The organism is Ideonella azotifigens, assembly GCF_021043325.1.
In the GTDB taxonomy this organism is placed as follows: Bacteria; Pseudomonadota; Gammaproteobacteria; order Burkholderiales; family Burkholderiaceae_C; genus Ideonella; species Ideonella azotifigens.
Map to the genome: position 1 here is coordinate 260,091 of NZ_JAJNKD010000001.1, position 20,746 is coordinate 280,836.

The window sequence follows — 20,746 nt, forward strand, 5'->3', positions numbered from 1 at the left end:
GGCAAGCCCTTCAAGCCGCCTTCGCCAACCCACCCTGGCGCCAGCGCGCCATCAGCTCATCCCACTTCTTGCGCGCCGCCGCCAGGTGCTTCGCCTTGACGTGCCCGTAGCCGCGGATGTCCTCCGGGATGCGGGCGATCTCGATGGCGCTGGGCAGCGTCTGCGCATTCAGGCCGCGCAGCAGTTCCTCGATGCACTCACGGTATTCGCCGATCAGCGCGCGTTCGGTGCGGCGCTCTTCGGTGTGGCCAAACGGGTCGAAGGCGGTGCCGCGCAAGGCCTTGAGGTGGCGCAGCGTGCCGAAGGCTTTGCGCACCCACGGGCCGAAGCGTTGCTTGATGAGTTCGCCGTGGTCGTTCTTCTTGGAGAACAGCGGCGGCGCGAGGTGGTGCACCAGCTTCACATCGCCTTCGAACATCGTGGCGATCTTGTTGGTGAAGGCTGCGTCGGTGTGCAGGCGGGCGACTTCGTACTCGTCCTTGTAGGCCATCAGCTTGAACAGGTAGCGCGCCACGGCTTCGGTCAGGCGCGTGCTGCTCAGTGGCGCTTCGGCTTGGCGCACGTGGTCCACGAACGCGCTGTACTGCGCGGCGTAGGCCTCGTTCTGGTAGGCGCTGAGGAACTCCACGCGGCGCTTGACCAGTTCCTCGACTGAGGGCTTCTTGACGAACTGGATGACCTGCGCAGCGGTGTACAGCGACTGCACCTCGGCCAGGTCGTGCGCGCAGCGGCGGCCCCATTCGAAGGCGGCCTTGTTGTTGTCGATCTGCACGGCGTTCAACTCCATCGCGCGCATCAGCGAAGCGTGCGTGAGCGGAATTCGCCCCTTCTGCCAGGCGTAACCCAGCATCAGCGGGTTGGTGTAGATCGAGTCGCCCAGCAGCTTGACCGAGACTTCCTCGGCGTCGAACGACACGAAGTTCGCCGGGTCCACCGCGCCGGCCACGGCCGCTTCGCACTCTCCCGCCGGGAAGGTCCATTCGGTGTCGGTGACGAAGCTGGCGGTGGGCGTGCGATGGTTGTTCATGGCCACGAAGCTGCGCTGCGGGTGCAGCACGCTCAGCGTCGTCTTGCTGGCGGTGACGATCGCATCGCAGCCGATCACCAGGTCGGCCTTCGCGGTGTCGACCTTGGTGGTGTAGATGGCTTCTGCCGTCTGCGCGATCTGCACATGGCTCCAGGTGGCGCCGCCCTTTTGCGCGAGACCGGCGGCGTCCTGCGTGATCACGCCCTTGCCTTCGATGTGGGCTGCCATGCCCAGCAGCTGGCCGATGGTGATGACACCGGTGCCGCCCACGCCGGCCACGACGATGCCCCAGGCGGTTTCCGCGAGCGGCAGCGTCGGCTCGGGCAGCGGCGGCAGGCTGGTGAGGCTGGCGCGCTTGTCGGCCTTGGGCTTCTTCAGTTTGCCGCCTTCCACGGTGACGAAGCTGGGGCAGAAGCCCTTCACGCAGGAGAAGTCCTTGTTGCAGCTGTTCTGGTTGATCTGGCGCTTGCGGCCGAACTCGGTTTCCAGCGGCTCGACCGAGACGCAATTGCTCTGCACCGAGCAGTCGCCGCAGCCTTCGCAGACCAGCTCGTTGATGACCACGCGCTGCTCCACGTCGGCCATGGTGCCGCGCTTACGGCGGCGGCGCTTTTCGGTGGCGCAGGTCTGGTCGTAGATGATGGCCGTGGTGCCCTTGATCTCGCGGAACTCGCGCTGGATGCGGTCCAGCTCATCGCGGTGGTGCACCGTCACGCCTTCGGCCAGCGCCACGCCGTCGTACTTCTCCGGCTCGTCCGTCACGATGACCAGCTTGGTCACGCCTTCGGACTTCAGGCTGTTCATGATCTGGATGACGGTGTGGCCCTCGGCCCGCTCGCCCACGCGCTGGCCGCCTGTCATCGCCACCGCGTCGTTGTAGAGCACCTTGTAGGTGATGTTCACGCCCGCGGCAATGCTCTGGCGGATCGCCAGCAAGCCGGAGTGGAAGTAGGTGCCGTCGCCCAGGTTGGCGAAGATGTGCTGCTCGTTGGTGAACGGCGCCTGGCCCACCCAGGGCACGCCTTCGCCGCCCATCTGGGTAAAGGTCTCTGTATTGCGCCCCGGCATCCAGCTGACCATGTAGTGGCAGCCGATGCCGGCCACCGCGCGCGAGCCCTCGGGCACGCGGGTGCTGGTGTTGTGCGGGCAGCCGGAGCAGAACCAGGGCGTGCGGTCGCCGGTCTTGATCTCCAGCGCGGCCAGCTCGCGCTCCTTGGCAGCAATGGTTTCGATGCGGCGGTCCATGCGCGCGGCGATGTCGTCCGGCACGCCCAATTTTTTAAGGCGCTTGGCAATCGCCTTGGCGATGATGGCCGGCGTCAGGTCGGCCTTGGCGCGCAGCAGCCAGTGCTCGCTGGGGTTGGGCCGGCTCCACTCGCCGCCGGAGAGGTCACCCTCGGCTTCCTCGAACTTGCCGATCACGTTGGGCCGCACGTCGCCGCGCCAGTTGTAGAGCTCTTCCTTCAGCTGGTATTCGATGACCTGGCGCTTTTCCTCGACGACCAGGATCTCCTGCAGCCCCTGCGCGAAGTCTCGCGTGATGGTGGCTTCCAGCGGCCAGACCACGTTGACCTTGTGCACGCGGATGCCCAGAGCGCGGCAGGTGTCGTCGTCCAGCCCCAGGTCGTGCAGCGCCTGGCGCATGTCGTTGTAGGCCTTGCCGGAGGCGACGATGCCGAAGCGGTCGTGCGGCGTGGCCACCACGTTGTAGTTCAGCTTGTTGGCCCGCACATAGGCCAGCGCCGCGTACCACTTGTAGTCCATCAGCCGTGCTTCCTGCTCCAGCGGCGCGTCCGGCCAGCGGATGTGCAGGCCGCCCGGCGGCATCTGGAAGTCTTCGGGCAGGAGGATCTTCACGCGGTCCGGCGACACGTCCACCGTGCCGGCGGATTCGACCACTTCCTGGATGGTCTTCATGCCGGTCCACACGCCGGAGAAGCGGCTCATCGCAAACGCATGCAGCCCCATGTCCAGGATTTCCTGCACGCTGCTGGGGAAGAAGGTCGGGAAGCCGCAGGCCTTGAAGACGTGGTCGCTCTGGTGCGGCGCGGTGGAGCTCTTGCTGACGTGGTCGTCCGCTGCGATGGCGATCACGCCGCCGTGCTTGCTGGTGCCGGCCATGTTGGCGTGTTTGAACACGTCCAGGCTGCGGTCCACGCCCGGGCCCTTGCCGTACCAGAGGCCGAACACGCCGTCGTACTTGGCCTTCTCGGGGAACAGGTCCAGCTGCTGCGTGCCCCACACGGCGGTGGCGCCGAGTTCCTCGTTCACGCCTGGCTGGAAGACGATGTGCTGCTTCTCCAGGTGCTTCTTGGCCGCCCAGAGCGCCTGGTCATAGCCGCCCAGCGGCGAGCCGCGGTAGCCGCTGATGAAGCCGGCGGTGTTCAGGCCGGCCATCACGTCCCGGGTGCGCTGCAGCATGGGCAGCCGCACGAGGGCCTGCACGCCGCTCATGAAGGCGCGGCCGGTGGGCAGCGCGTACTTGTCCTCCAGCGAGACCGATTCCAGGGCCTTGCGAATCGAGTCGGGTAGCGGGGCGTTCATGCTGCGTGTCTCCTGGGCCGGCGGGTCCGGTGGCTTGAGCGGTGGCTGGGCGCGCGGGTGGCTTGTGGCCAGGCGCGCCGAAGCCTCGGGCGGTGCCGTCAGTGTAGGAAGAAGCGTGCGAGAAGTGCTTTCTTTCGATTGCCATGTCGTGCGCCACCGCGCAACAATCTTTCGCCATGAGTGTCAAAGAAGAATCCAGATTTCCCAAAACGAGGATTCAAGGGAAAACCCTTGGGAAGACTGCCGCGACTGACGAGGCCGCAGCAGACGAGCGCGCAGCCCCCGTCACGCTGCCGCAAGGCCTGGCCGCGCTGGACCGCTACGACGTGCTGCTGCTGGGCGAACTGCAGCGCGACGCGCGCCAGTCCAACGCCGAACTGGCGGCCGCCATCGGCCTGTCTGCCGCGCCCACCTGGCGGCGCGTCAAACGGCTGGAGCAGATCGGCGTGATCACCGGCTACCGCGCCGAGATCGACCGCCGCCGCATCGGCCTGGGCGTGCTGGCCTTCGTGCGGGTGGACACCGAGCGCGACAACGCCGAGTCCATGCGCGCGCTCGAAGCCGCCATCCGCGAACTGCCCGAGGTCATCGCCTGCCACTACATCAGCGGCGCCGGTACCTTCGAGCTGCAGGTGCTGGTGACCGACCTGGACGCCTACTCCCGCTGGACCATGGACACGCTGTTCAAGCTGCCCAACGTGAAGGACCTGCACACCAGCTTCTCGCTGGGCGAGATCAAGTCCAGCGCCGCGCTGCCGCTGGGCCACCTGATGCCCGGCGAAGGCCGGCGCGGGAGCACGTGATGCTTCGCACCTTCGTCACTGCAGCGCTGCTCCTGCTAGCGGCCGGCGCCCAGGCTGCCGACGCGCTGCCGGCCGTCAACCTGGTGCTGCAGTTCCGCCTGCAGCCCATCGCCGCGTCGCCACAAGGCGGCAGCCGCGACGTGGTCGTCTCGACCAGCCGCCCGCAGTCCCCCGGCAACGGCGGCTGGGTTGTCAGCACCACGCCGTCGAACAGCGGCGCGGCACCCACGCTCCCGCTGATGCAGGTCCGCAATGGCGGCCAGTCCGAAGTCGCGCTGACCCAATGGCGGCTGGCCCCGCAAACCCGCTGGTACGCCAACGTCGGCGCGCCGGGCAGTGCTGCCAGCGGCGCAGGTCAGGCCAACGCCAACCCCACCATGGGCCTCTCCGGCGGCGAAGAACCGCTGGCCGAAGCCACCCGCCTCTGGGTCGCCCCCACCTGGCCCGGCGGCAACGCCCCGGTCCGCGTGCAATACCGCGTCGAATGGCCGTCCGCCGCGGGCCAGGGCGCCCGCCCAGCGGATGCGGCCTGGATGTCCGGCGAAGTGCTGGCGGCGATGGGGCAGTGGGTGATGTTGGGAAGGCTGGCGGGGCCTGGCGGCGCTGTGCAGAATGGGCCGGACAATCCCGGTACGCGGACCTGGCGAAGTGGGGATGCGGCGGCGTCTACTGCGCAGCAGTTGGAGGTGCGGGTGTTGACGCGCTGATGGATTTTCACGACCGCTGCCATGTACCAACTGCATCCCAGCCGCGAACTTCAGCAATGCTTTGCCGAGCGACCATTCCAAGGCGCAGCGCCTTGGGATGCCACGTTCCTGTTCATTGGTCTGGATGCGAACTACGACCCTCAGATCGCGCACAGTTCATCGTTCGGCAACGTGCTGGCGTACCACGAGGATGGCGTGGCGTTCTGGCGCCAGCATGGCGTGCATCACCCGTTCCTGCTGCCTGACTACCGTGGCGACGGCCGTCGCTATCACCTCAACTTCTCGCGCGTCGGCTTTGCGCCGCGGCATGCTTCGCTGGTGTCGTTTGTCGAACTGCTTCACTTGCCCACGATGGGCCGAAGCCAGCTGACGCGGGCGGACTTGGCGACATCGCATTTGCAGATGATCGAGTCTGCAATGCTGCGCGGCCGTGCGAAGCTCATCTTCGTTTCGGCGCAGGTGGCGCAACTGCTGCGCGCGAGCGGGCGGTTCGGATGGCTGGCGCAACGGCCGGCGTCATCTGGCCCTCTCCCCGTGCTCTACCAGGACGCGGGGCGCACGGTTCATCTGCACCTGCACTTCTCCAACTACGGCAAGTTCCAGCCGCAAATGCGCGAGGAGGCTGCCGCCATTGCGGCTTTGCTGCCTGACGCGGCTGCCGAGGCATTGGCCGTCCGCCAACCCGCGCCCTCGGCTGCACCGAGGCCTGCGAAGACCGAAGTGTCTCCCGGCTTGGTGGTGACAGAACCCGCTTTGCTCATCCGGGTGGCGGGACTTCACCGAGAGGGCATGACGCCGCAAGCGCTGTACGAAGCCACTCGCGGTGTCTGGCGCGTTGGCGAGCGGAGAGCCGAAGTCGAGCTGGTGTTGGCTGTGGCCTCAGGGATCGTGCGCGAGGTGTATGTCGCCAAGGCCTGGCACCCAGCAGGCAGCACGGCTTACACGACCCGGTCGCTCGCAGATGTCAACGTGCCGGGGCGCTGGGAGTTCACCGGCGAGCCGGCGCCCGAGCCTGTGAGGTGCAAGTACGTGGGCCGTTCCGCTGCACACTACTTCCCGCGAGGCGCTTCCAATCCCGTCATGTACGTGAATGTCGAGATGCCAGGCTGAAGCAACTGGAGATCAAGTGACGAGCCCGATTGCAGTCACGGAGCCAGCGAGCCTGGTGTGCCCAGGCGATATTCGCGGCAGTTTCAGCGCAGTGGAGGCCGACATGATGCAACGGCCGAACCTGCTCGCCTTTTCGCTGACGCTGCTGTCGTTGGCGCTGCTGCCGGCGATTCCGGTGATCGTCAGTTCAAGTTCGCCGCGGCCCGACTGGGCCTCTGCCATCCGTCGTGAGGTGCCGGCCGTGATGCCGCCTGCCGCCGTGTCCTGCGGATTCGTGGGGTTAATGCAGGACTCGTTTTCAGCCGATGCCTGTATGGCGCACGCGGCGGCGGCGCGCGTCGACCATTGGGTGGCGTCTCAGGCGCAAGGCGAGGATTCGATTGTTTGGATTGCCGTCTTGCGAACGAGCGATGGCCGTCTGCGCCGCTACGACTTTGACTCCTATGGCTGGAGTCAGCGCCCTCATGCCGACCGGCTGTTCACCCGCAGCGTGGTGCCGTGTCGCCAGCTCCAGCGACGTGCCGAGGCCCACACCGCCGCCAATGGCCCTTTTGCATCTGCGCCCGCGTTCGATTGCCCCGATAAGGCGTAGCGCGACTTGCTCAGCGCGTGCCTGCTTCCGGCCGGGTGCTCATCGCACCAGCTTCCCATCCGACCCCAACATCGCGAAGTCCACATAGGCCGAGCCGGTGCGGCCCTTCTGGCTGAAGTTCAGCGGGAAGTTGCCCACGTCCATGCCTTCGGGGGCGCTGAGGGCTTCGCTGATGGCGTCTGGCGCGAGGCGGGCTGCGCGCTTCAGGGCGGCGACCACGGCCTTGGCGGCGATGAAGCCTTCGAGCGAGCGGGTCGAGAGGTTCGGGTCCTTGGACTCGGCGCTGAGCGCCAGGTATTCGCGCACCACGGCGCGCTTGTTGTCGGCGGGCAGCGGCAGCACGGTGGTGAAGGCGTATCCGCGCGCAGCGATGGCGCCGATCTTCTTCAGCATCAGGTCGGGGTCGATGATGGACATGCCGTACAACTGCGCCGTGCCGCCGGCCGCGCGGTAGCGGGTGACGAAGTCGATTGCCGCGGCGGTGGTCGCGCCAAGGAAAATCGCCTGCGGCTTGGCGGCCAGCATGCGGGTGACGGCGGCCGAGGTGTCCGTCGTGTTGCGGGCGTAGGAGGCTGTGTCCACCAGCGTCACGGTGCGGCGCTGGGCGGCTGCGTTGGCGCCGGCGAGCACGTCCTGGCCCAGGCCGTCGTCCTGGTAGACCAGGCCGACGCGGTTCAGGCCGAGGTTCGTCAGGTTCTCGAACAGGCGGTCCACTTCATCGTGATAGCGCGCCTTGACGACGAACATGCCCTCGGCCCTGGCCACACTGGCCGCCCCGGACACGGCACCCACCATCGGCATGCGGGCCTTGGCCAGCACGCCGTCCTTGGCCAGCGCCTCCAGGTTGGCCGTGCCCACGGTGCCGATCATCGCGACCGGCGATTCGGCGACAATCAGTTCCTTGACCAGCCGCACCGTGTCTTCTGGCTTCTGCGCATCGTCGCGCGTCACCAGCTTGACCTTCTGCCCCCGAACGCCGCCAGCGGCATTGACCGAGTCGAGGTACAGCTTCGCGCCGGCGTGGATGGCCTGCCCGGTGACCGCCTGCGGGCCAGTGAACGGCGCGACCTGACCGATCACGATGTCGGCCCGCGCCGCAAAACCCAGCGTGGCCAGCAGGGCCACCGCCGCCAGGCGGAACCCGCGGAGCAGGACGGGGGAAGAAGGTACTGCAGGCATGCGGCGCTTTCGTGAGGCGGATGATCGAAACGAGCCCCGCCGTTTTGCGGCAGTGCCCGGTCAGGACATGCCGGCTCTCAGCCGGCAGGCACGAACAAGCCGGCCTGCTGTCGAAAGAAAGCAGCCAGCCGGGTCCAACCGGCAATCATCGGTAAAAACCCGGGGCGTGCGATGTGGGAAACCGCAATACGAGGCGCGCTTGTTCCCCCATTGCGCCGGTCGCCTGCCCCTCAAGCGTCCCGCGCGCTCACCCTTTCGGCCACAACACCCACATCTTCAGCCCCTGCTTCATGCGCCCGGCATTGGCCTCGGCTTCGTCGCCCCAGCCCCAGAAGAAGTCGGCGCGGACGGCGCCGGTGATGGCGCTGCCGGTGTCCTGGGCCATGACCAGGCGTTGCAGGGGTTTGGTGGACAAAGGCTCTGTGGTGTCCAGCCACACGGGGGTGCCGTAGGGCACGCTTTGGGGGTCCACGGCGATGGAGCGGCCGGGGGTGAGGGGCACGGCTTGGGCGCCTTTGGGACCGAGGCTGGGGTCCAGCAGCGGCTCTTCGCGGAAGAAGACGTAGCGCGGGTTCTGCCAGAGCATTTCCTGCACGCGGCGCGGGTTGCGGCGGGCCCAGTCCTTGATGCCGGGCCAGGAGGCTTGGGCGGGTGTGAGCTCGCCCTGGTCGATCAGCCAGCGGCCGATGGACTTGTAGGGCTGTTCGTTGTGGCCGGCGAAGGCCAGGCGGATCAGGCGCTGGCCGCCGTCGGACTCGGTGAGCTGCAGCCGGCCGGAGCCCTGGATCTGCAGGATCAGCGCGTCCAGCGGGTCTTCGACCCAGGCGATCTCGCGCCCTTGCAGCGCGCTGCGCGCTGCCGGCAGGGTGTCGAGCTGCTGGCGGGTCCAGTAGGGCTTCTTGGCGACCAGGTCGGCCGGCGGGCCGTAGAGCGGCACCTTGCGGTTCCAGGTGGGCTTGCGGCTGGCGGGGATCTCGGGCTCGAAGTAGCCGGTGAGCAGGCCGGCGGGGTCGCCGTCCAGCGACTCCACGCGGTAGACCTGCAGCTTGCTCTCGGCCCACAGGCGCAGCAGCAGGCCGTCTGGCAGGCCGCTGGTCTGGCGGACTTCGGTGCACAGCGTGGCCCAGGCGGTGGGCGGGTTCTGGCAGCCCTGGCGCATCGCGGGCCACCAGTCGCTGAGCTGCTCGTCCTGCCAGCCGGGCAACTCGTTGAACGAGGCCGGCACCCAGCGCGAGCGATTGCGCTCGACCGTGCCGGCGGGAGGCGGCATGTGGAGGACCGGCGGGGTGGGCGCGGTGGTGGGCTGGCCGGGCGAAGCCGAGCCGGGCGGGCCTGGCGGTGTGACGGCGCAACTGGCCAGCAGCATGGTGGCGGCCAGGCCCAGCGCACACAATGGGCCTTCAGCGAAGATTCTTCTCAACAAACGCGGAGACAGCATGGGGTGGTTGGTGCTGGAGGCCTTGGGCGCCGGAGCGGTGCTGGTCTTTGTGATCTGGTGGACGATGTTCTCGGGCCGGCGTGGCGGTGAGCGGGACCGCTCGGAGGACGACCAGGCCTGAGTCTGTCCTCAGCCCGGTGGCTTCGAAGGCTTGAAAAAACTGTGCGGCGCCTCGCGCCAGCGCTGACGCAAGGCCGCGTAGATGCGGCCGCGGTCGCGCAGCTTGAGGCCTTGCGAGACCATGGCCAGCCGGAAGGCCAGCGCGAAGCTCACGCCCAGGTTCAGCAGGCCGGTGATGGGGATGCCGGCGATGCACCACCAGAAACCCGGCTCGTTGAGCAGCGGCCAGCCCAGCGTGCCCAGCGCGGCGAAGATCTGTCCGGTGGACAGCGTGACGTGGCGCACCTCGATCGGCAGGCCGAAGATGCCGGCCAGCGCCGGCACCAGGCCCAGCATCATGCCCAGCGAGACATTGGCGGTGACGCCGGCAATGTTGTCGCGCCACCAGCGTGACCAGCGCAGCGCGCGGGCGGCACCCAGGCGCTGGATGAAGCGCGGGTTCCAGGCAATGGCGCTGTCCAGCCGGTGGAAGACGAACCAGTTCTCGGCCCAGCCGGCGATCAGGCTGGAGGCGAACAGCAGCACGCCGGTGAATGCGGCGTACAGCGCGGTCGGCCCGAGCAGCGAGGTGCTGTGCAGCGCATAGTGGGCCTGGGCCTGGCCGATCAACGGCGCGCCGAAGGTCAGCCACGATAGGATCTGCAGCCCCAGTACCACTGGCGCCACGGCGCTCAGGTTGCCGACGATGCCGGCGAATTGCGAGCGCAGCAGGTGCGCCACTTCGTCGACGAAGCGCTGCAGCGCCGCGTCGCTGGACGAGATGCCTTCGAGCCGGCGCGCCAGGCTGGGCGCGGTCATCGCCGGCTGCTTGGTCGCGACCGTCCAGTGCATCAGGTAGATCACGACAAAGCTGATCGCGTAGTTGGTGCCGGCGCTGAAGCCGGCCCAGAAGGCGGGCAGGGCGAGCGCGGTGAGCACGAACTTGACCATGGTGGTCAGTCCGATCACCGCGCCGCCGCCGGCGGCCATGCGCAGCATGTCGCGGTATTCGGCGCTGTCGCGGGTGATGTAGTGCTCGCCGGTGTCGGCGCTGCGCTCGGTCACCTTGCGTGCCAGCAGCGCGTAATGGCGCGTGAACAGCTTGCCGATGCCGCGCCGCTCGATGCCGGCGCGCACCAGCTCGGCCAGCAGCCGGCGCAGGTCCGGCGCGGCGTCATTGCCCATCAGGCAGGCCAGCAGCGCTTCCATGCGTTCAGCCCGGCCGCGCAACTGGTTGATCTGGAACACCAGGTCGACCGAGATCCCGTAGTCGTCCAGGTGGCCGCGCACGCTGTCGGCCGCGGTGAGGCAGGCGGCCAGCACCGCGCGCAGGTAGTGCGCCTGCTGGGCCAGCGCCTGCATCGCCTGCGCGTTGTCGGCGTCGTGCTGGAGCTCGCGCAGCGAGGCGCGCAGGCCTTCCGCGGCCTGCACCACCTGGTGGAACGGGCGGTCGGTGCGCAGGGCGGGGTCCATGCGCTGGCGCATCTCGGCCGACAGGCCGCTGGCGCGGAACTGGCTCGCCAGCAGCTGGATGGACTCGACCATCACCGCGCGCCAGGGGCGGGCGTCAGCGTCCGGCACGAACAGTGCCAGCGTGCGGTGCAGCGTCTGGTCGTCGATGGCCTCGATCCAGGCCGTCTCGGCCTCGTCGTCCTCGAACAGCAGCAGGAACAGCTCACCCAGGTCCTGGGTCTGCGGCGTGCCCGGCAGCGTGGCCAGCCTCAGCCGCTCGGCCAGTTCGCTGAAAAAGCCCTGGCGCGGCGAGAAGCCGAAATCGGCCAGCAGGCCGGTGGCGTCCAGCCCGGCCATCGAGCGCTGCAGCAATACGCTGATGCGCTCGCGGTGCTCGGGGTTGCGGTCCAGCACGTTCAGCAGGTGGCGCAGCCGGCGCAGCGGCCACGGCGTGGGGCTGTTGCCCGGGGCCGCCTGGGGCTGGGGTTCGGCGGCCGGCGGGCTGGCCAACTCGACGGTGGCCGGCACCGGTGCCGGAACCGGGGACGCCACCTCCGCGGCTGGCTCGGCCGGCACGCTGCGCAGCCACTCCAGCAGCCGCACCATCCACAAATGGCGCTCGACCGCCGGGGCGTTGGGGTCGGCTGCATTGAGCAGCGCCGTCAGGTCCCAGCGCTGGCCTGCCATCAGTGCAGGGCCTGCGGCAGCAGCAGCTCGAACTCGGGCACGGGCGTCTCGAACCAGTGCGCGTCTTCGCTGATGCAGAAGAAGGTGCCCTTCATCTGGCCGCGCGGGGTGGCCAGCCGGGTCCAGCTGGTGTACTCGAACTGTTCGCCGGGCTTGAGCACCGGCTGGTGGCCGACGACGGCCAGGCCGCGCACCTGCTCCTCATGGCCGGCGCTGTCGGTGATGATCCAGTGTCTTGCGACGAGCTGGGCGGTCACCGGTCCGGTGTTGCGCACGGTGATGGTGTAGGCGAAGGCATAGACCTGCTCCGAGGAAGAAGACTCTTCGGGCAGGTATTGCGTCACCACCGTGCAGGCGAATTGGGCAGGGGTCATGGGCGAATCCTAGCAAGCCCTCCTAAAATTCGCGGTTTTCCCCGCCAGGCCACGGCTATTTGCCGCCCCCAACCCGCTCGCTCCACCATGTCCAGCAAGACCTTTCGCATCGCGCCCAGCATCCTGTCTGCCGACTTTGCCCGCCTGGGCGAGGAGGTGCGCGCCGTGCTCGCCGCCGGTGCCGACTGGATCCATTTCGACGTGATGGACAACCACTACGTGCCGAACCTGACCTTCGGCCCGATGGTCTGCGAGGCGCTGAAGAAACATGCCGTGAAGCCGGACGGCACGCCCGCGCCGATCGATGTGCACCTGATGGTGCAGCCGGTGGACGCGCTGGCCCAGGCCTTCGCCAAGGCCGGTGCCGACATCATCACCTTCCACCCCGACGCCTCGACCCATGTGGACCGCACGCTGCAGCTGATCAAGGCCGAAGGCTGCCAGGCCGGCCTGGTGTTCAACCCGGCGGCCGGCGTGGAGGTGCTGGAGTGGGTCATCGACAAGGTCGACGTGGTGCTGCTGATGAGCGTGAACCCCGGCTTCGGCGGCCAGAGCTTCATCGAGAACACGCTGAAGAAGGCCGAGCAGGTGCGCAAGATCATCGACGCCTCCGGCCGCGACATCCGCCTGGAGATCGACGGCGGCGTGAAGGTCGACAACATCCGCCGCATCGCCGACGCTGGTGCCGACACCTTCGTGGCCGGCAGCGCGATCTTCGGCAAGCCGGACTACAAGGCGGTGATCGACCAGATGCGCGCCGAGCTGGCGCGCTGAGGCTTCACCGCGCGCAGGCCGCCGCTGGCGCTGTCGGAAGGCGTGAACCGCTGGCCGTCTGACGTTGCGATGCGGTGTGCAGCAGCAGCGCCCCGATCACCATCGCCACGCCCAGCAGCTCGCGGCCGTTGGGCACATGCCCCAGCAGCGCGCCCAGCAGCAGGGCTGAGACGGGGACCAGGTTCAGGAAGGCCGTGCCGGTGACGGCGCCCAGCGTCTTCACGCCACGGTTGAAGGCCAGCACGGCCAGCGCCGAGGGCACCAGGCCGATGTAGGCCAGCGGCAGCGCGTGGTCGGCCACAAGACCCGGCGTGGGCCAGCGGCTCCAGCCCAGCAGGCTGCTCAGCACCGCGGCGGCCAGCAGCAGCGGCCAGGCGGCCACGGCTGTCCAGGTGCTGAAGCTCAGCACGTCCAGCTGGGCCCAGCGCGCGCTGCCGCGGGTGTAGGCAATCCAGCCCAGCGTGCCGACCCAGGCGGCCAGGTCGCCACGCCAGGTGCTGGCATTCGCGGCTTCGTGGGGCAGGCCGACCCCGGCGACGATGCACACGCCCAGCAGCGCCAGCGCGGTGCCGAACAAGGTGCTGCGCGTGGGCGCCACGCCGTCCCGCCACCAGCGCACCAGCTGGGTGGTGATGGGCATGGTGGCCATGATGACGGCGCCGTGCGAAGGCTGTGAATGCGCCAGGCCCCACAGCACCAGCACGCTGAAAAAGCCGAAGCCGGCCAGACCCATCAGCGCGAAGGGCAGGGCGTCCGCCCGCAGGCTGGCCAGCGGCAGCGGGCCGCGCAGCCGAAGCAGGGCTAGCAGCACCAGCGTGGCGCCGGTGTAGCGCAGCAGCGTGAACCAGGCCGGGTCCAGCTCGCGCAGCAGCGGCTTGCCGACCAGGAACAGGCTGCCCCAAGCGACAGTGGCGAAGATCAGGCTCAGCATGGCCGAGCTGCGGGAGGTCTGGGTGGAGTCCATGAAGGCGTTCCCTCTGCAATCAAAATATGGAGCGCAGTCTGGGCGGGCTTGGCCTGCGCATCCATTTGCATGTTTGGATCGGGTGTTCGGCCGAAGCGAACGGACAGCGCGGCGGCCCGTCCGTACCATCGCTGTCCATGGAGCTCTACCAACTCAAGACCTTTGTCGCGGTGGCCCGCGAGGGCAACCTGACGCGCGCCGCCGAGCGGGTCTTCACCAGCCCGCCGGCTGTCAGCGCGCAGCTCAAGGCGCTGGAGGACGAGCTGGGCGTCAAGCTGTTCGACCGCACGCCGCGCGGCATGACGCTGACCGAGCCTGGCCAGCGCCTGCTGGACGAGGCCGAGCGCACGCTGGCCGCCGCCGGCCGCATGCGCAGCGCGGCGGCCCAGCTGCGCGGCGAAGTGCAGGGGATCGTTCGCATGGGGACGGTGAGCGACCCGGTGGCGCTGCGCCTGGGTGACGCGCTGGTGCGGCTTGCCGAGCGGCATCCGCAGGTTTCACTGCAGCTCAGCCAGGGCTTGTCGGCCGACCTGCTGCTCCAGGTGCAGCGCGGCGAGCTGGAGGCGGCCTACGCGATGACCGACCTGGAGCGCATGGCCGGGCTGGAGATCCAGCGCCTGGGGCAGGTCGAGCTGGTGGTGGGCCTGCCGATGGCGCTGGCCGACGCCGCGCCCAGCCTGCAGGCGCTGGTGGCGCTGCCCTGGGTCGGCACGCCGCCGACCTGCACCTTGCGCCAGCACCAGGAGAGACTGTTCGCCGCGGGCGGTGGCGTCTACCGGCCAGGGGCGATGGCCGACACCGAGGGCTCGGTGCGCAGCATGGTCGCCAGCGGCCTGGGCGCGGGCATCGTGCGGCGCGACCAGGCCGAAGAAGCCCAGCGCCGCGGCGAACTGGTCATCTGGCCCGGCTGGCAGGCCCGCACCTGGATCTGCTGGGCTTCGCGGCCGGCAGGGCAGGTGGCACCGGCAGTGCAGGCCGTGGGCGCGGTGGTGCAGGAGGTGTGGGGCGCTTGAGCGCGGACAATGCAGGCCCCGACTCTGCTTGCCGAATGTGAACGCCCTGCCCTTGCTCCCCCGCGATTTCGACGCCGCCATCGTGGACCTGGACGGTACGATGGTCGATACCCTGGGGGACTTCGACCTGGCGCTGAACCGCATGCTGGCCGAGCTGGGCCTGCCGGCGGTCGGCCGCCAGTTCATCGAACACACGGTGGGCCAGGGCTCGGAGCATCTGATCCGCTGCACGCTGGCCGAGGTGGGCGCTGTGGCTGAGCTGTATGACGCGGCCTGGGCGGCTTATCAGCGCCACTACGATGCAGTCAACGGCGAGGCGGCAGAGGTGTATGCCGGCGTGGTCGAAGGCCTCGCGGCGATGCGCGCGGCGGGCTGGCGCCTGGCCTGCCTGACCAACAAGCCGGGTGCCTTTGCCAAGCAACTGCTGGCCCGCAAAGGCCTGGCGCCGTTTTTCGAGCTGAGCTTTGGCGGCGACGCGTTCGAGCGCAAGAAGCCGCACCCCTTGCCGCTGCAAAAGACCTGCGAGGCGCTGGGCACCTTGCCTGCGCGCACGCTGATGATTGGCGACTCGCGCAACGACGCGCAGGCCGCGCGTGCGGCGGGTTGCCCGGTGGTGCTGGTGCGCTACGGCTACAACCATGGCGAGCCGGCCGAAAGCGCGGCGCCGAATGCGGTGGTGGACAGCCTGGTCGAACTGCTGCGCTGAGCGAGTGCTCTTCAGCTGTCCAGGTCGAAGCCGAAATTCAGGATCGCGGTGGTCGGGCGGCGGATGGGCTGGAAGCGCATCGCGCGCACCGCTTCCATCGCCGGCTGGTCCAGCCGCGGGTTGCTGCTTTGCACCACATTGGTATCGGTGACCTCGCCGGCGTTGTTCACGTCGATGCGGATCTGAACCGTGCCCTTGCGCAGCCGGCGCATCAGCGAGTCCGGGAACTGCGGTTCACGGCCGTTCATGATGACCAGCTGCACGGGGCTCAGGTCTTCGACCGGGGCCGGTGGCGGCGGGGCGGGCGGCTTGGCCACCGGCGGCGCGACGCTGGGCGTGACCAGCGCGACGGCCTGTTCTGCCGGCGCGCTCACCGCTGGCGCAGGCGCCGTGCTTGCCGCGGAGGCGCTGCCAGTGGCACCGGGGTTGCTGGTGGCCAGTGGCGCGCCGGTGGCGAGCGAGACCGGGCCGTCTCCCAGGGGCGGCGACGTGCCTGTGCCGGCCTTGGCCTGCGCGGCCACCGGTGCGGCCGCTGCCGCCGTGGCGGGCGGGTGGTTGAGGCCGGCGTCCTTGGCGGTGTCTTTGGCGGTGTCCTTGGCCGGTTCCTTGGTGGCCAAGGCCGGTGCCGCAGTGGCCTGCGGGCGCGGGGGCGCTGGCGGCGGGGCCTTGGCGGTTTCCTTCGCCTGCTCCTTGGCAGGCTCGGCGTGCATCTTGATCCAGTACATCGGCCGCGCGGCTTCGCGCTTGACGCGGTCGCTCATCTCGAAGCCTGGCGGTGGCGCCAGGTCGTCGTCGGCGGGGGCAGATGCCGCCGCAGCGGTTTTGGCAGTGGAGGCCGGTTTGGCCGTCTGGGCAACAGCAGGCAGGCCTGCCAGCAATGCCACCGACAGGCAGGTCACAACGACAGCAGAGTCCATCTTTGTTATTCAGCCAACGGGCCGGCTGCGGAGATCGTCCGCGGCGCAGCGGGTTCAAGAAACGGCCAGGGGTGGGGCCGACAACTCGGGAGGCCGGCAAGCCAGCAGGGTCAGGGTAGCCAGATGCCCAGCAGCGCGGCGAAACATTCAGGTTCAGGAAGGGTGCGGGTCTCCGTTCTGACGTTGATCATGACTGGTGCGCCGATGCGAGGCGGTCAGCCTGGGGTGCTCATGAATGCTTTGCGGGCCGCTTTGTGAGCGACTGTGACAACCAGTGTCGCAAAGCGTTTCGCGGCCTGTCCATGCGGACGGACCCGTGCCTGGCGCCGTTGCGCGCTGCGTTCCAGCCCCGGTTCGCGCCGGGGGCGCTGCTACACTTTGGCCCATGTTCACCTCGCGCAAATGGATGGCGTCGTCTCACGACCGGGGAGCCTGGCCCTGGCGCCGCTCGACCTGAGCCTCGTTTGCCGTTTGCCCGGTCTGCATTTCGCAGCCGGCTCCCTGGGCGGTGCGTGTGCACCGCCTCGCCACCTCGGCCCAATTCTTAGCACGTATCGTTCCAATCGTTTGCATTGGGTCAGGTGTGCGCATGCGGTGTTCGCATGCACGAGCTGGGCAGCCAGGAGAACTGATCCGTGATCACCGAACTTGAATTCAAGAGCCTTGCCGCCGAGGGCCACAACCGCATCGCGCTGATTGCCGAAGCCTTTGCCGACCTCGAAACCCCGCTGTCGCTGTACCTGAAACTGGCCGGCGGCCAGGCCAACAGCTTCCTGCTCGAATCCGTCGTCGGCGGCGAGCGTTTCGGGCGCTATTCCTTCATCGGCCTGCCGGCGCGCACGCTGCTGCGTGCCACCGGCCTGCGCACCGAAGTGGTGACGGACGGCGAAGTCATGGAGGTGCACGAAGGCAATCCGCTGGACTTCATCGCCAGCTACCAGCAGCGCTTCAAGCCGGCGCTGCGGCCCGGCCTGCCACGCTTCTGCGGCGGCCTGGCCGGCTACTTCGGCTACGACACGGTGCGCTTCATCGAGAAGAAGCTGGCCGACACGAACAAGCCCGGCGGCCTGGACACGCCCGACATCCTGCTGCTGCAGACCGAAGAGCTGGCGGTCATCGACAACCTCTCGGGCCGGCTCTACCTGATCGTCTGGGCCGACCCGTCCAAGCCCGAGGCTTACTTCAAGGCGAAGAAGCGCCTGGGCGAACTGGCGGACAAGCTGAAGTACAGCGTGACCGCGCCGCCGGTCAAGCGGGGCCCGAGTTATGCGGTGGAGCGCGAATTCGACAAGGCCGACTACCTGGCCGCGGTGCTGAAGGCCAAGGAGTACATCGCCTCCGGCGACATGATGCAGGTGCAGATCGGCCAGCGCCTGAAGAAGCGCTACACCGAGAGCCCGCTGAGCCTGTACCGCGCGCTGCGTTCGCTGAACCCGTCCCCGTACATGTATTTCTATGACATGGGTGACTTCCAGATCGTCGGCGCGTCACCGGAAATCCTGGTACGCCACGAGCACAGCGAGCAGGGCGAGAAGATCGTGATCCGCCCGATTGCCGGCACCCGCCCGCGCGGCGCCACGCCCGAGCTGGACCAGGCGCTGGAGACCGAGCTGGTCAACGACCCGAAGGAGCGCGCCGAGCACGTGATGCTGATCGACCTGGCGCGCAACGACATCGGCCGCATCGCCAAGACCGGCTCGGTCAAGGTGACCGAGGCCTTTGTGGTCGAGCGCTATTCGCACGTGATGCACCTGGTCAGCCACGTCGAAGGCCTGCTGAAGGACGGCATGAGCAACCTGGACGTGCTGCGCGCAAGCTTCCCCGCAGGCACGCTGACCGGGGCGCCGAAGATCCGCGCGATGGAGATCATCGACGAGCTGGAGCCGGTCAAGCGCGGCATCTACGGCGGCGCCTGCGGCTACCTGAGCTTTGCCGGCGACATGGACGTGGCCATCGCGATCCGCACCGGCATCGTCCAGCGCAACACGCTGTACGTGCAGGCGGCCGCCGGCGTGGTGGCCGATTCGGTGCCCGAGATGGAATGGCAGGAAACCGAGGCCAAGGCGCGCGCGCTGATCCGCGCCGCCGAACTGGTCGAAGAAGGGTTCTGACGGCCCCCGGCCTGCCGCGCAGCGGCAGGCCGTCCCCCGCGCCACGGCAGCGCGGCGACGTGGCAAATCCGCAAGTTTGTTCACGCAGGCGCGGCATCACGGGTTCGTTCGCATGGCAGCGGGTGGCGCATCGGTTATCGTCACGCCTTGTAATCGCACGACCGTGCTTTTTTACCGTGCGCGCCTGCCAGTCCCCGTCCGAAGCCCCGTCAAAGCCTGTTGTCCGCCGGTGTGCCCTGCCCCGGCCTGGAGGGAGCATGAACACCATTCCTTTGCGCCAGCTCAGCGCCTACCGGGCCATGCTCGATGGCTTCTCGCGCTTCGGCATGGACCTGGACACGGTGTTGATGGGCACCGGCCGGCTGCGCTCGCTGGATGACGTGGTGCCGCGGGTCGACCTGGCGGACCTGTTCGACACGGCCTGGCGTGCCGCCGTGGCCCACACTGGCGACGACGCCATCGGCCTGAAGATGACGCCGCGCCAGCCCATGCTGGGGCTGGGCAGCATGGCCCACCTGGTGATGGCGGCCGACGACATCCGCTGCGCACTGCAGCAGTTCTCGCGGTTCACCGGCGTCATCTCGCCCACCACCTCGGTCGGGCTGGAGCTTGGCCCCGAACGTTGCCGCGTCACGCTGCGGGTTTCGCCTGGCCACCAGCCCGCGGCCCAGCAGCGCTACGACTTCATGGCCGCCACGCTGCTGCAGGGCTTCTTCTGGGTCTGCGGCCTGCAGATCCGGCCGTTGGTGGTGCACCACCCGTTCCCGGCGCCGGCCGATCCCGGCCCGTGGCTGGAAGCGTTTGGCGCACCGGTGATGTTCGGTGCCGGCGAGTTCTCGATGGAGTTCCCGCAAAGCATCCTCAGCCTGCCGGTGCCGACGGCCGACCCGTCCATTGCCGACCTCAGCGAGCGCCTGGCCACGCGGCTGCTGGAACAGCAGGGCGGCAGCCTGGTGGCGCAGGTGCGCCAGGTGGTGAGCCGCCAGCTGCCGCGCGGCGACCCGCGGCGCGAACAGGTGGCCGCCGTGCTGTGCATGAGCGAGCGCACCTTGCAGCGCCGGCTCAACGAGGCCGGCACCACCTTCCATGAGCTGGTCGACGACACGCGGCGCGAGCTGGCCCAGCGTTTCCTCGACAGCGGCGGCGCCACGCCGACCGAGATGAGCTTCGCGCTGGGCTTCTCCGACCCGAGCAACTTCTACCGCGCCTGCAAGCGCTGGTTCGGCCGCAGCCCCGGCGATTACCGGCCTTCCTGAGCCCGGCTTGCCTTGTTGATGCGCGGCGACCTTCGGGTCGCCGCGCTGCATTTGGGCCGCCGCCAACACCCGGTGCGCGGCCATTCGGAGCAACCCTCTAGGGGCCTTCCCGCATGGTCGCTGAAGCCATGAGCTTGGCCCAGGCAGTCAGTGCAGCAAAACCTGCGAATGCCGAACATCCGCTCCGCGATGCAAACCTGCGCCGCTCGACCACTGACTCCCGCATCCTGGGCGTCGCGCCACCGGCACAACCGGTGCGGCAGTCGGGCAGGGCCGGCAGGCATCGGCGACAAGTGAATTTCACAACCAAGCATTCATTCCTGGAGACATCCCATGACATTCGCACTGCGCACCCTGGCCCTGGCCGCCCTGTCCGCCCTGGCTTTCTCGGCTTCGGCCATGACCTCGATCGATGACGAAGCCCTGTCGGCCGTCAGCGGCCAGGACGGCGTGACCATCGCCGGTGACCTGAACATCAACATCGGCTCGTTCAAGTACACCGACACCGATGCCAACGGCGGCTCCGTGTCGTTCAACAACATCGGCGTGACCGGCATGTTCGTGATGACGATCGACATCCTGAATGCCGCGACCACCGAAAGCGCTGTCGCCACGTCGATGGCCAAGTACGTCGGCGCCGCAGCCCCGACCGAAGCGGCCAAGCTGGTCACCAGCGGCATCTATGACGGCGCCACCGATGTCGTGCAGTTCGCCTTCCCTGACGGCGGCCTGGATCACAAGCTGGCCCCATCGGTGACCGTTGCCTCCATCACGATGGGCAACAGCACGAAGTCGTTCGGCTCGATCGCGCTGAACAACATCGACATGCAAGGCAGCAAGTTCTGGATCTACGCGCACTGAGCTGCGGCCTGAGAACCCCACGCCAGGCCTGTCTTCTGCCGGTCGCCTGACGTGTTGTGCCAGCCCCGCGCCGCTGCCAGGCGACGCGGGGCTTTTCTGCCCTCAGTGTTTGCAAAGCTGTTCCCCGAACCT

General features: G+C 68.5%; 18 protein-coding genes. 11 read left to right on the plus strand and 7 right to left on the minus strand.

The annotated features are described in order from the left end of the window. Positions 1-10: 10 nt before the first annotated feature. Positions 11-3,571 (minus strand): indolepyruvate ferredoxin oxidoreductase family protein, encoded by a 3,561-nt coding sequence (locus LRH25_RS01085; RefSeq protein ID WP_141288471.1) that lies wholly within the window; start codon positions 3,569-3,571, stop codon positions 11-13. Between the two features lie 176 nt (positions 3,572-3,747). Here LRH25_RS01085 and LRH25_RS01090 point away from each other — a divergent pair, with 176 nt between their 5' ends. From LRH25_RS01090 to LRH25_RS01105, 4 genes are read left to right on the plus strand one after another with little or no spacing between them, the layout of a single operon-like run. After that, a complete protein-coding gene (locus tag LRH25_RS01090) occupies positions 3,748-4,374 on the plus strand; it encodes an Lrp/AsnC family transcriptional regulator (protein WP_141288470.1) in 627 nt (208 codons plus the stop codon). After that, complete coding sequence (locus LRH25_RS01095; RefSeq protein ID WP_231010042.1) at positions 4,374-5,081, plus strand: hypothetical protein; 708 nt, start codon at positions 4,374-4,376, stop codon at positions 5,079-5,081. Before LRH25_RS01090 ends, LRH25_RS01095 begins: the two co-directional genes overlap by 1 nt. 21 nt (positions 5,082-5,102) lie before the next feature. After that, complete coding sequence (locus LRH25_RS01100; protein ID WP_211361453.1) at positions 5,103-6,191, plus strand: hypothetical protein; 1,089 nt, start codon at positions 5,103-5,105, stop codon at positions 6,189-6,191. Positions 6,192-6,207: 16 nt separating this feature from the next. Beyond that, the gene (locus LRH25_RS01105; protein ID WP_141288998.1) at positions 6,208-6,783 is read left to right on the plus strand and encodes a hypothetical protein; all 576 of its coding nucleotides are present in this window, start codon (positions 6,208-6,210) and stop codon (positions 6,781-6,783) included. Positions 6,784-6,822: 39 nt separating this feature from the next. Here the strand turns inward: LRH25_RS01105 and LRH25_RS01110 are convergent, their stop codons facing one another. Continuing rightward, positions 6,823-7,962, minus strand: coding sequence for an ABC transporter substrate-binding protein (locus LRH25_RS01110; protein WP_141289000.1), 1,140 nt, complete (start codon positions 7,960-7,962; stop codon positions 6,823-6,825). A gap of 247 nt (positions 7,963-8,209) precedes the next feature. After that, positions 8,210-9,400, minus strand: a complete 1,191-nt coding sequence (gene mltA / locus LRH25_RS01115; protein ID WP_141289002.1) for a murein transglycosylase A — start codon at positions 9,398-9,400, stop codon at positions 8,210-8,212. Here mltA and LRH25_RS32640 point away from each other — a divergent pair. After that, a complete protein-coding gene (locus LRH25_RS32640) occupies positions 9,399-9,521 on the plus strand; it encodes a hypothetical protein (protein ID WP_259372452.1) in 123 nt (40 codons plus the stop codon). The two genes, mltA and LRH25_RS32640, sit on opposite strands and share 2 nt — an antisense overlap. 8 nt (positions 9,522-9,529) lie before the next feature. On the opposite strand, the gene tlpB is transcribed toward LRH25_RS32640, so the two are convergent. Beyond that, entirely contained in the window at positions 9,530-11,638 is a 2,109-nt protein-coding gene (tlpB, locus tag LRH25_RS01120) for a transporter-like protein TlpB (RefSeq protein WP_231010043.1), read from the minus strand. After that, the gene (gene apaG / locus LRH25_RS01125; protein ID WP_141291860.1) at positions 11,638-12,012 is read right to left on the minus strand and encodes a Co2+/Mg2+ efflux facilitator ApaG/CorD; all 375 of its coding nucleotides are present in this window, start codon (positions 12,010-12,012) and stop codon (positions 11,638-11,640) included. Before apaG ends, tlpB begins: the two co-directional genes overlap by 1 nt. An 87-nt stretch (positions 12,013-12,099) precedes the next feature. On the opposite strand from apaG, the gene rpe reads away from it, so the two are divergent. Continuing rightward, complete coding sequence (gene rpe / locus LRH25_RS01130; protein WP_141291861.1) at positions 12,100-12,786, plus strand: ribulose-phosphate 3-epimerase; 687 nt, start codon at positions 12,100-12,102, stop codon at positions 12,784-12,786. Between the two features lie 4 nt (positions 12,787-12,790). Here rpe and LRH25_RS01135 read toward each other — a convergent pair whose 3' ends face one another. Beyond that, positions 12,791-13,750: a DMT family transporter gene (locus LRH25_RS01135; protein WP_231010044.1), complete on the minus strand. Its 960-nt coding sequence runs from the start codon at positions 13,748-13,750 to the stop codon at positions 12,791-12,793. Positions 13,751-13,887: 137 nt separating this feature from the next. Here LRH25_RS01135 and LRH25_RS01140 point away from each other — a divergent pair, with 137 nt between their 5' ends. Continuing rightward, entirely contained in the window at positions 13,888-14,763 is an 876-nt protein-coding gene (locus tag LRH25_RS01140; RefSeq protein ID WP_231010045.1) for a LysR family transcriptional regulator, read from the plus strand. 46 nt (positions 14,764-14,809) lie between these two features. Continuing rightward, entirely contained in the window at positions 14,810-15,469 is a 660-nt protein-coding gene (gene gph, locus LRH25_RS01145; RefSeq protein WP_141292054.1) for a phosphoglycolate phosphatase, read from the plus strand. An 11-nt stretch (positions 15,470-15,480) separates the two neighbouring features. Here the strand turns inward: gph and LRH25_RS01150 are convergent, their stop codons facing one another. Continuing rightward, positions 15,481-16,386, minus strand: a complete 906-nt coding sequence (locus LRH25_RS01150; RefSeq protein ID WP_231010046.1) for an energy transducer TonB — start codon at positions 16,384-16,386, stop codon at positions 15,481-15,483. Positions 16,387-17,021: 635 nt separating this feature from the next. Between LRH25_RS01150 and trpE the strand changes: the two genes are divergently transcribed. The 3 genes from trpE (at position 17,022) to LRH25_RS01165 (ending at position 20,614) form a co-directional block, all read left to right on the plus strand. Further along, the gene (gene trpE, locus LRH25_RS01155) at positions 17,022-18,497 is read left to right on the plus strand and encodes an anthranilate synthase component I (RefSeq protein WP_141287432.1); all 1,476 of its coding nucleotides are present in this window, start codon (positions 17,022-17,024) and stop codon (positions 18,495-18,497) included. 257 nt (positions 18,498-18,754) lie between these two features. Then, positions 18,755-19,753, plus strand: a complete 999-nt coding sequence (locus LRH25_RS01160) for an AraC family transcriptional regulator (protein ID WP_170200838.1) — start codon at positions 18,755-18,757, stop codon at positions 19,751-19,753. A gap of 333 nt (positions 19,754-20,086) precedes the next feature. Next, positions 20,087-20,614: a DUF6160 family protein gene (locus tag LRH25_RS01165; protein WP_141287434.1), complete on the plus strand. Its 528-nt coding sequence runs from the start codon at positions 20,087-20,089 to the stop codon at positions 20,612-20,614. Positions 20,615-20,746 lie beyond the last annotated feature (132 nt).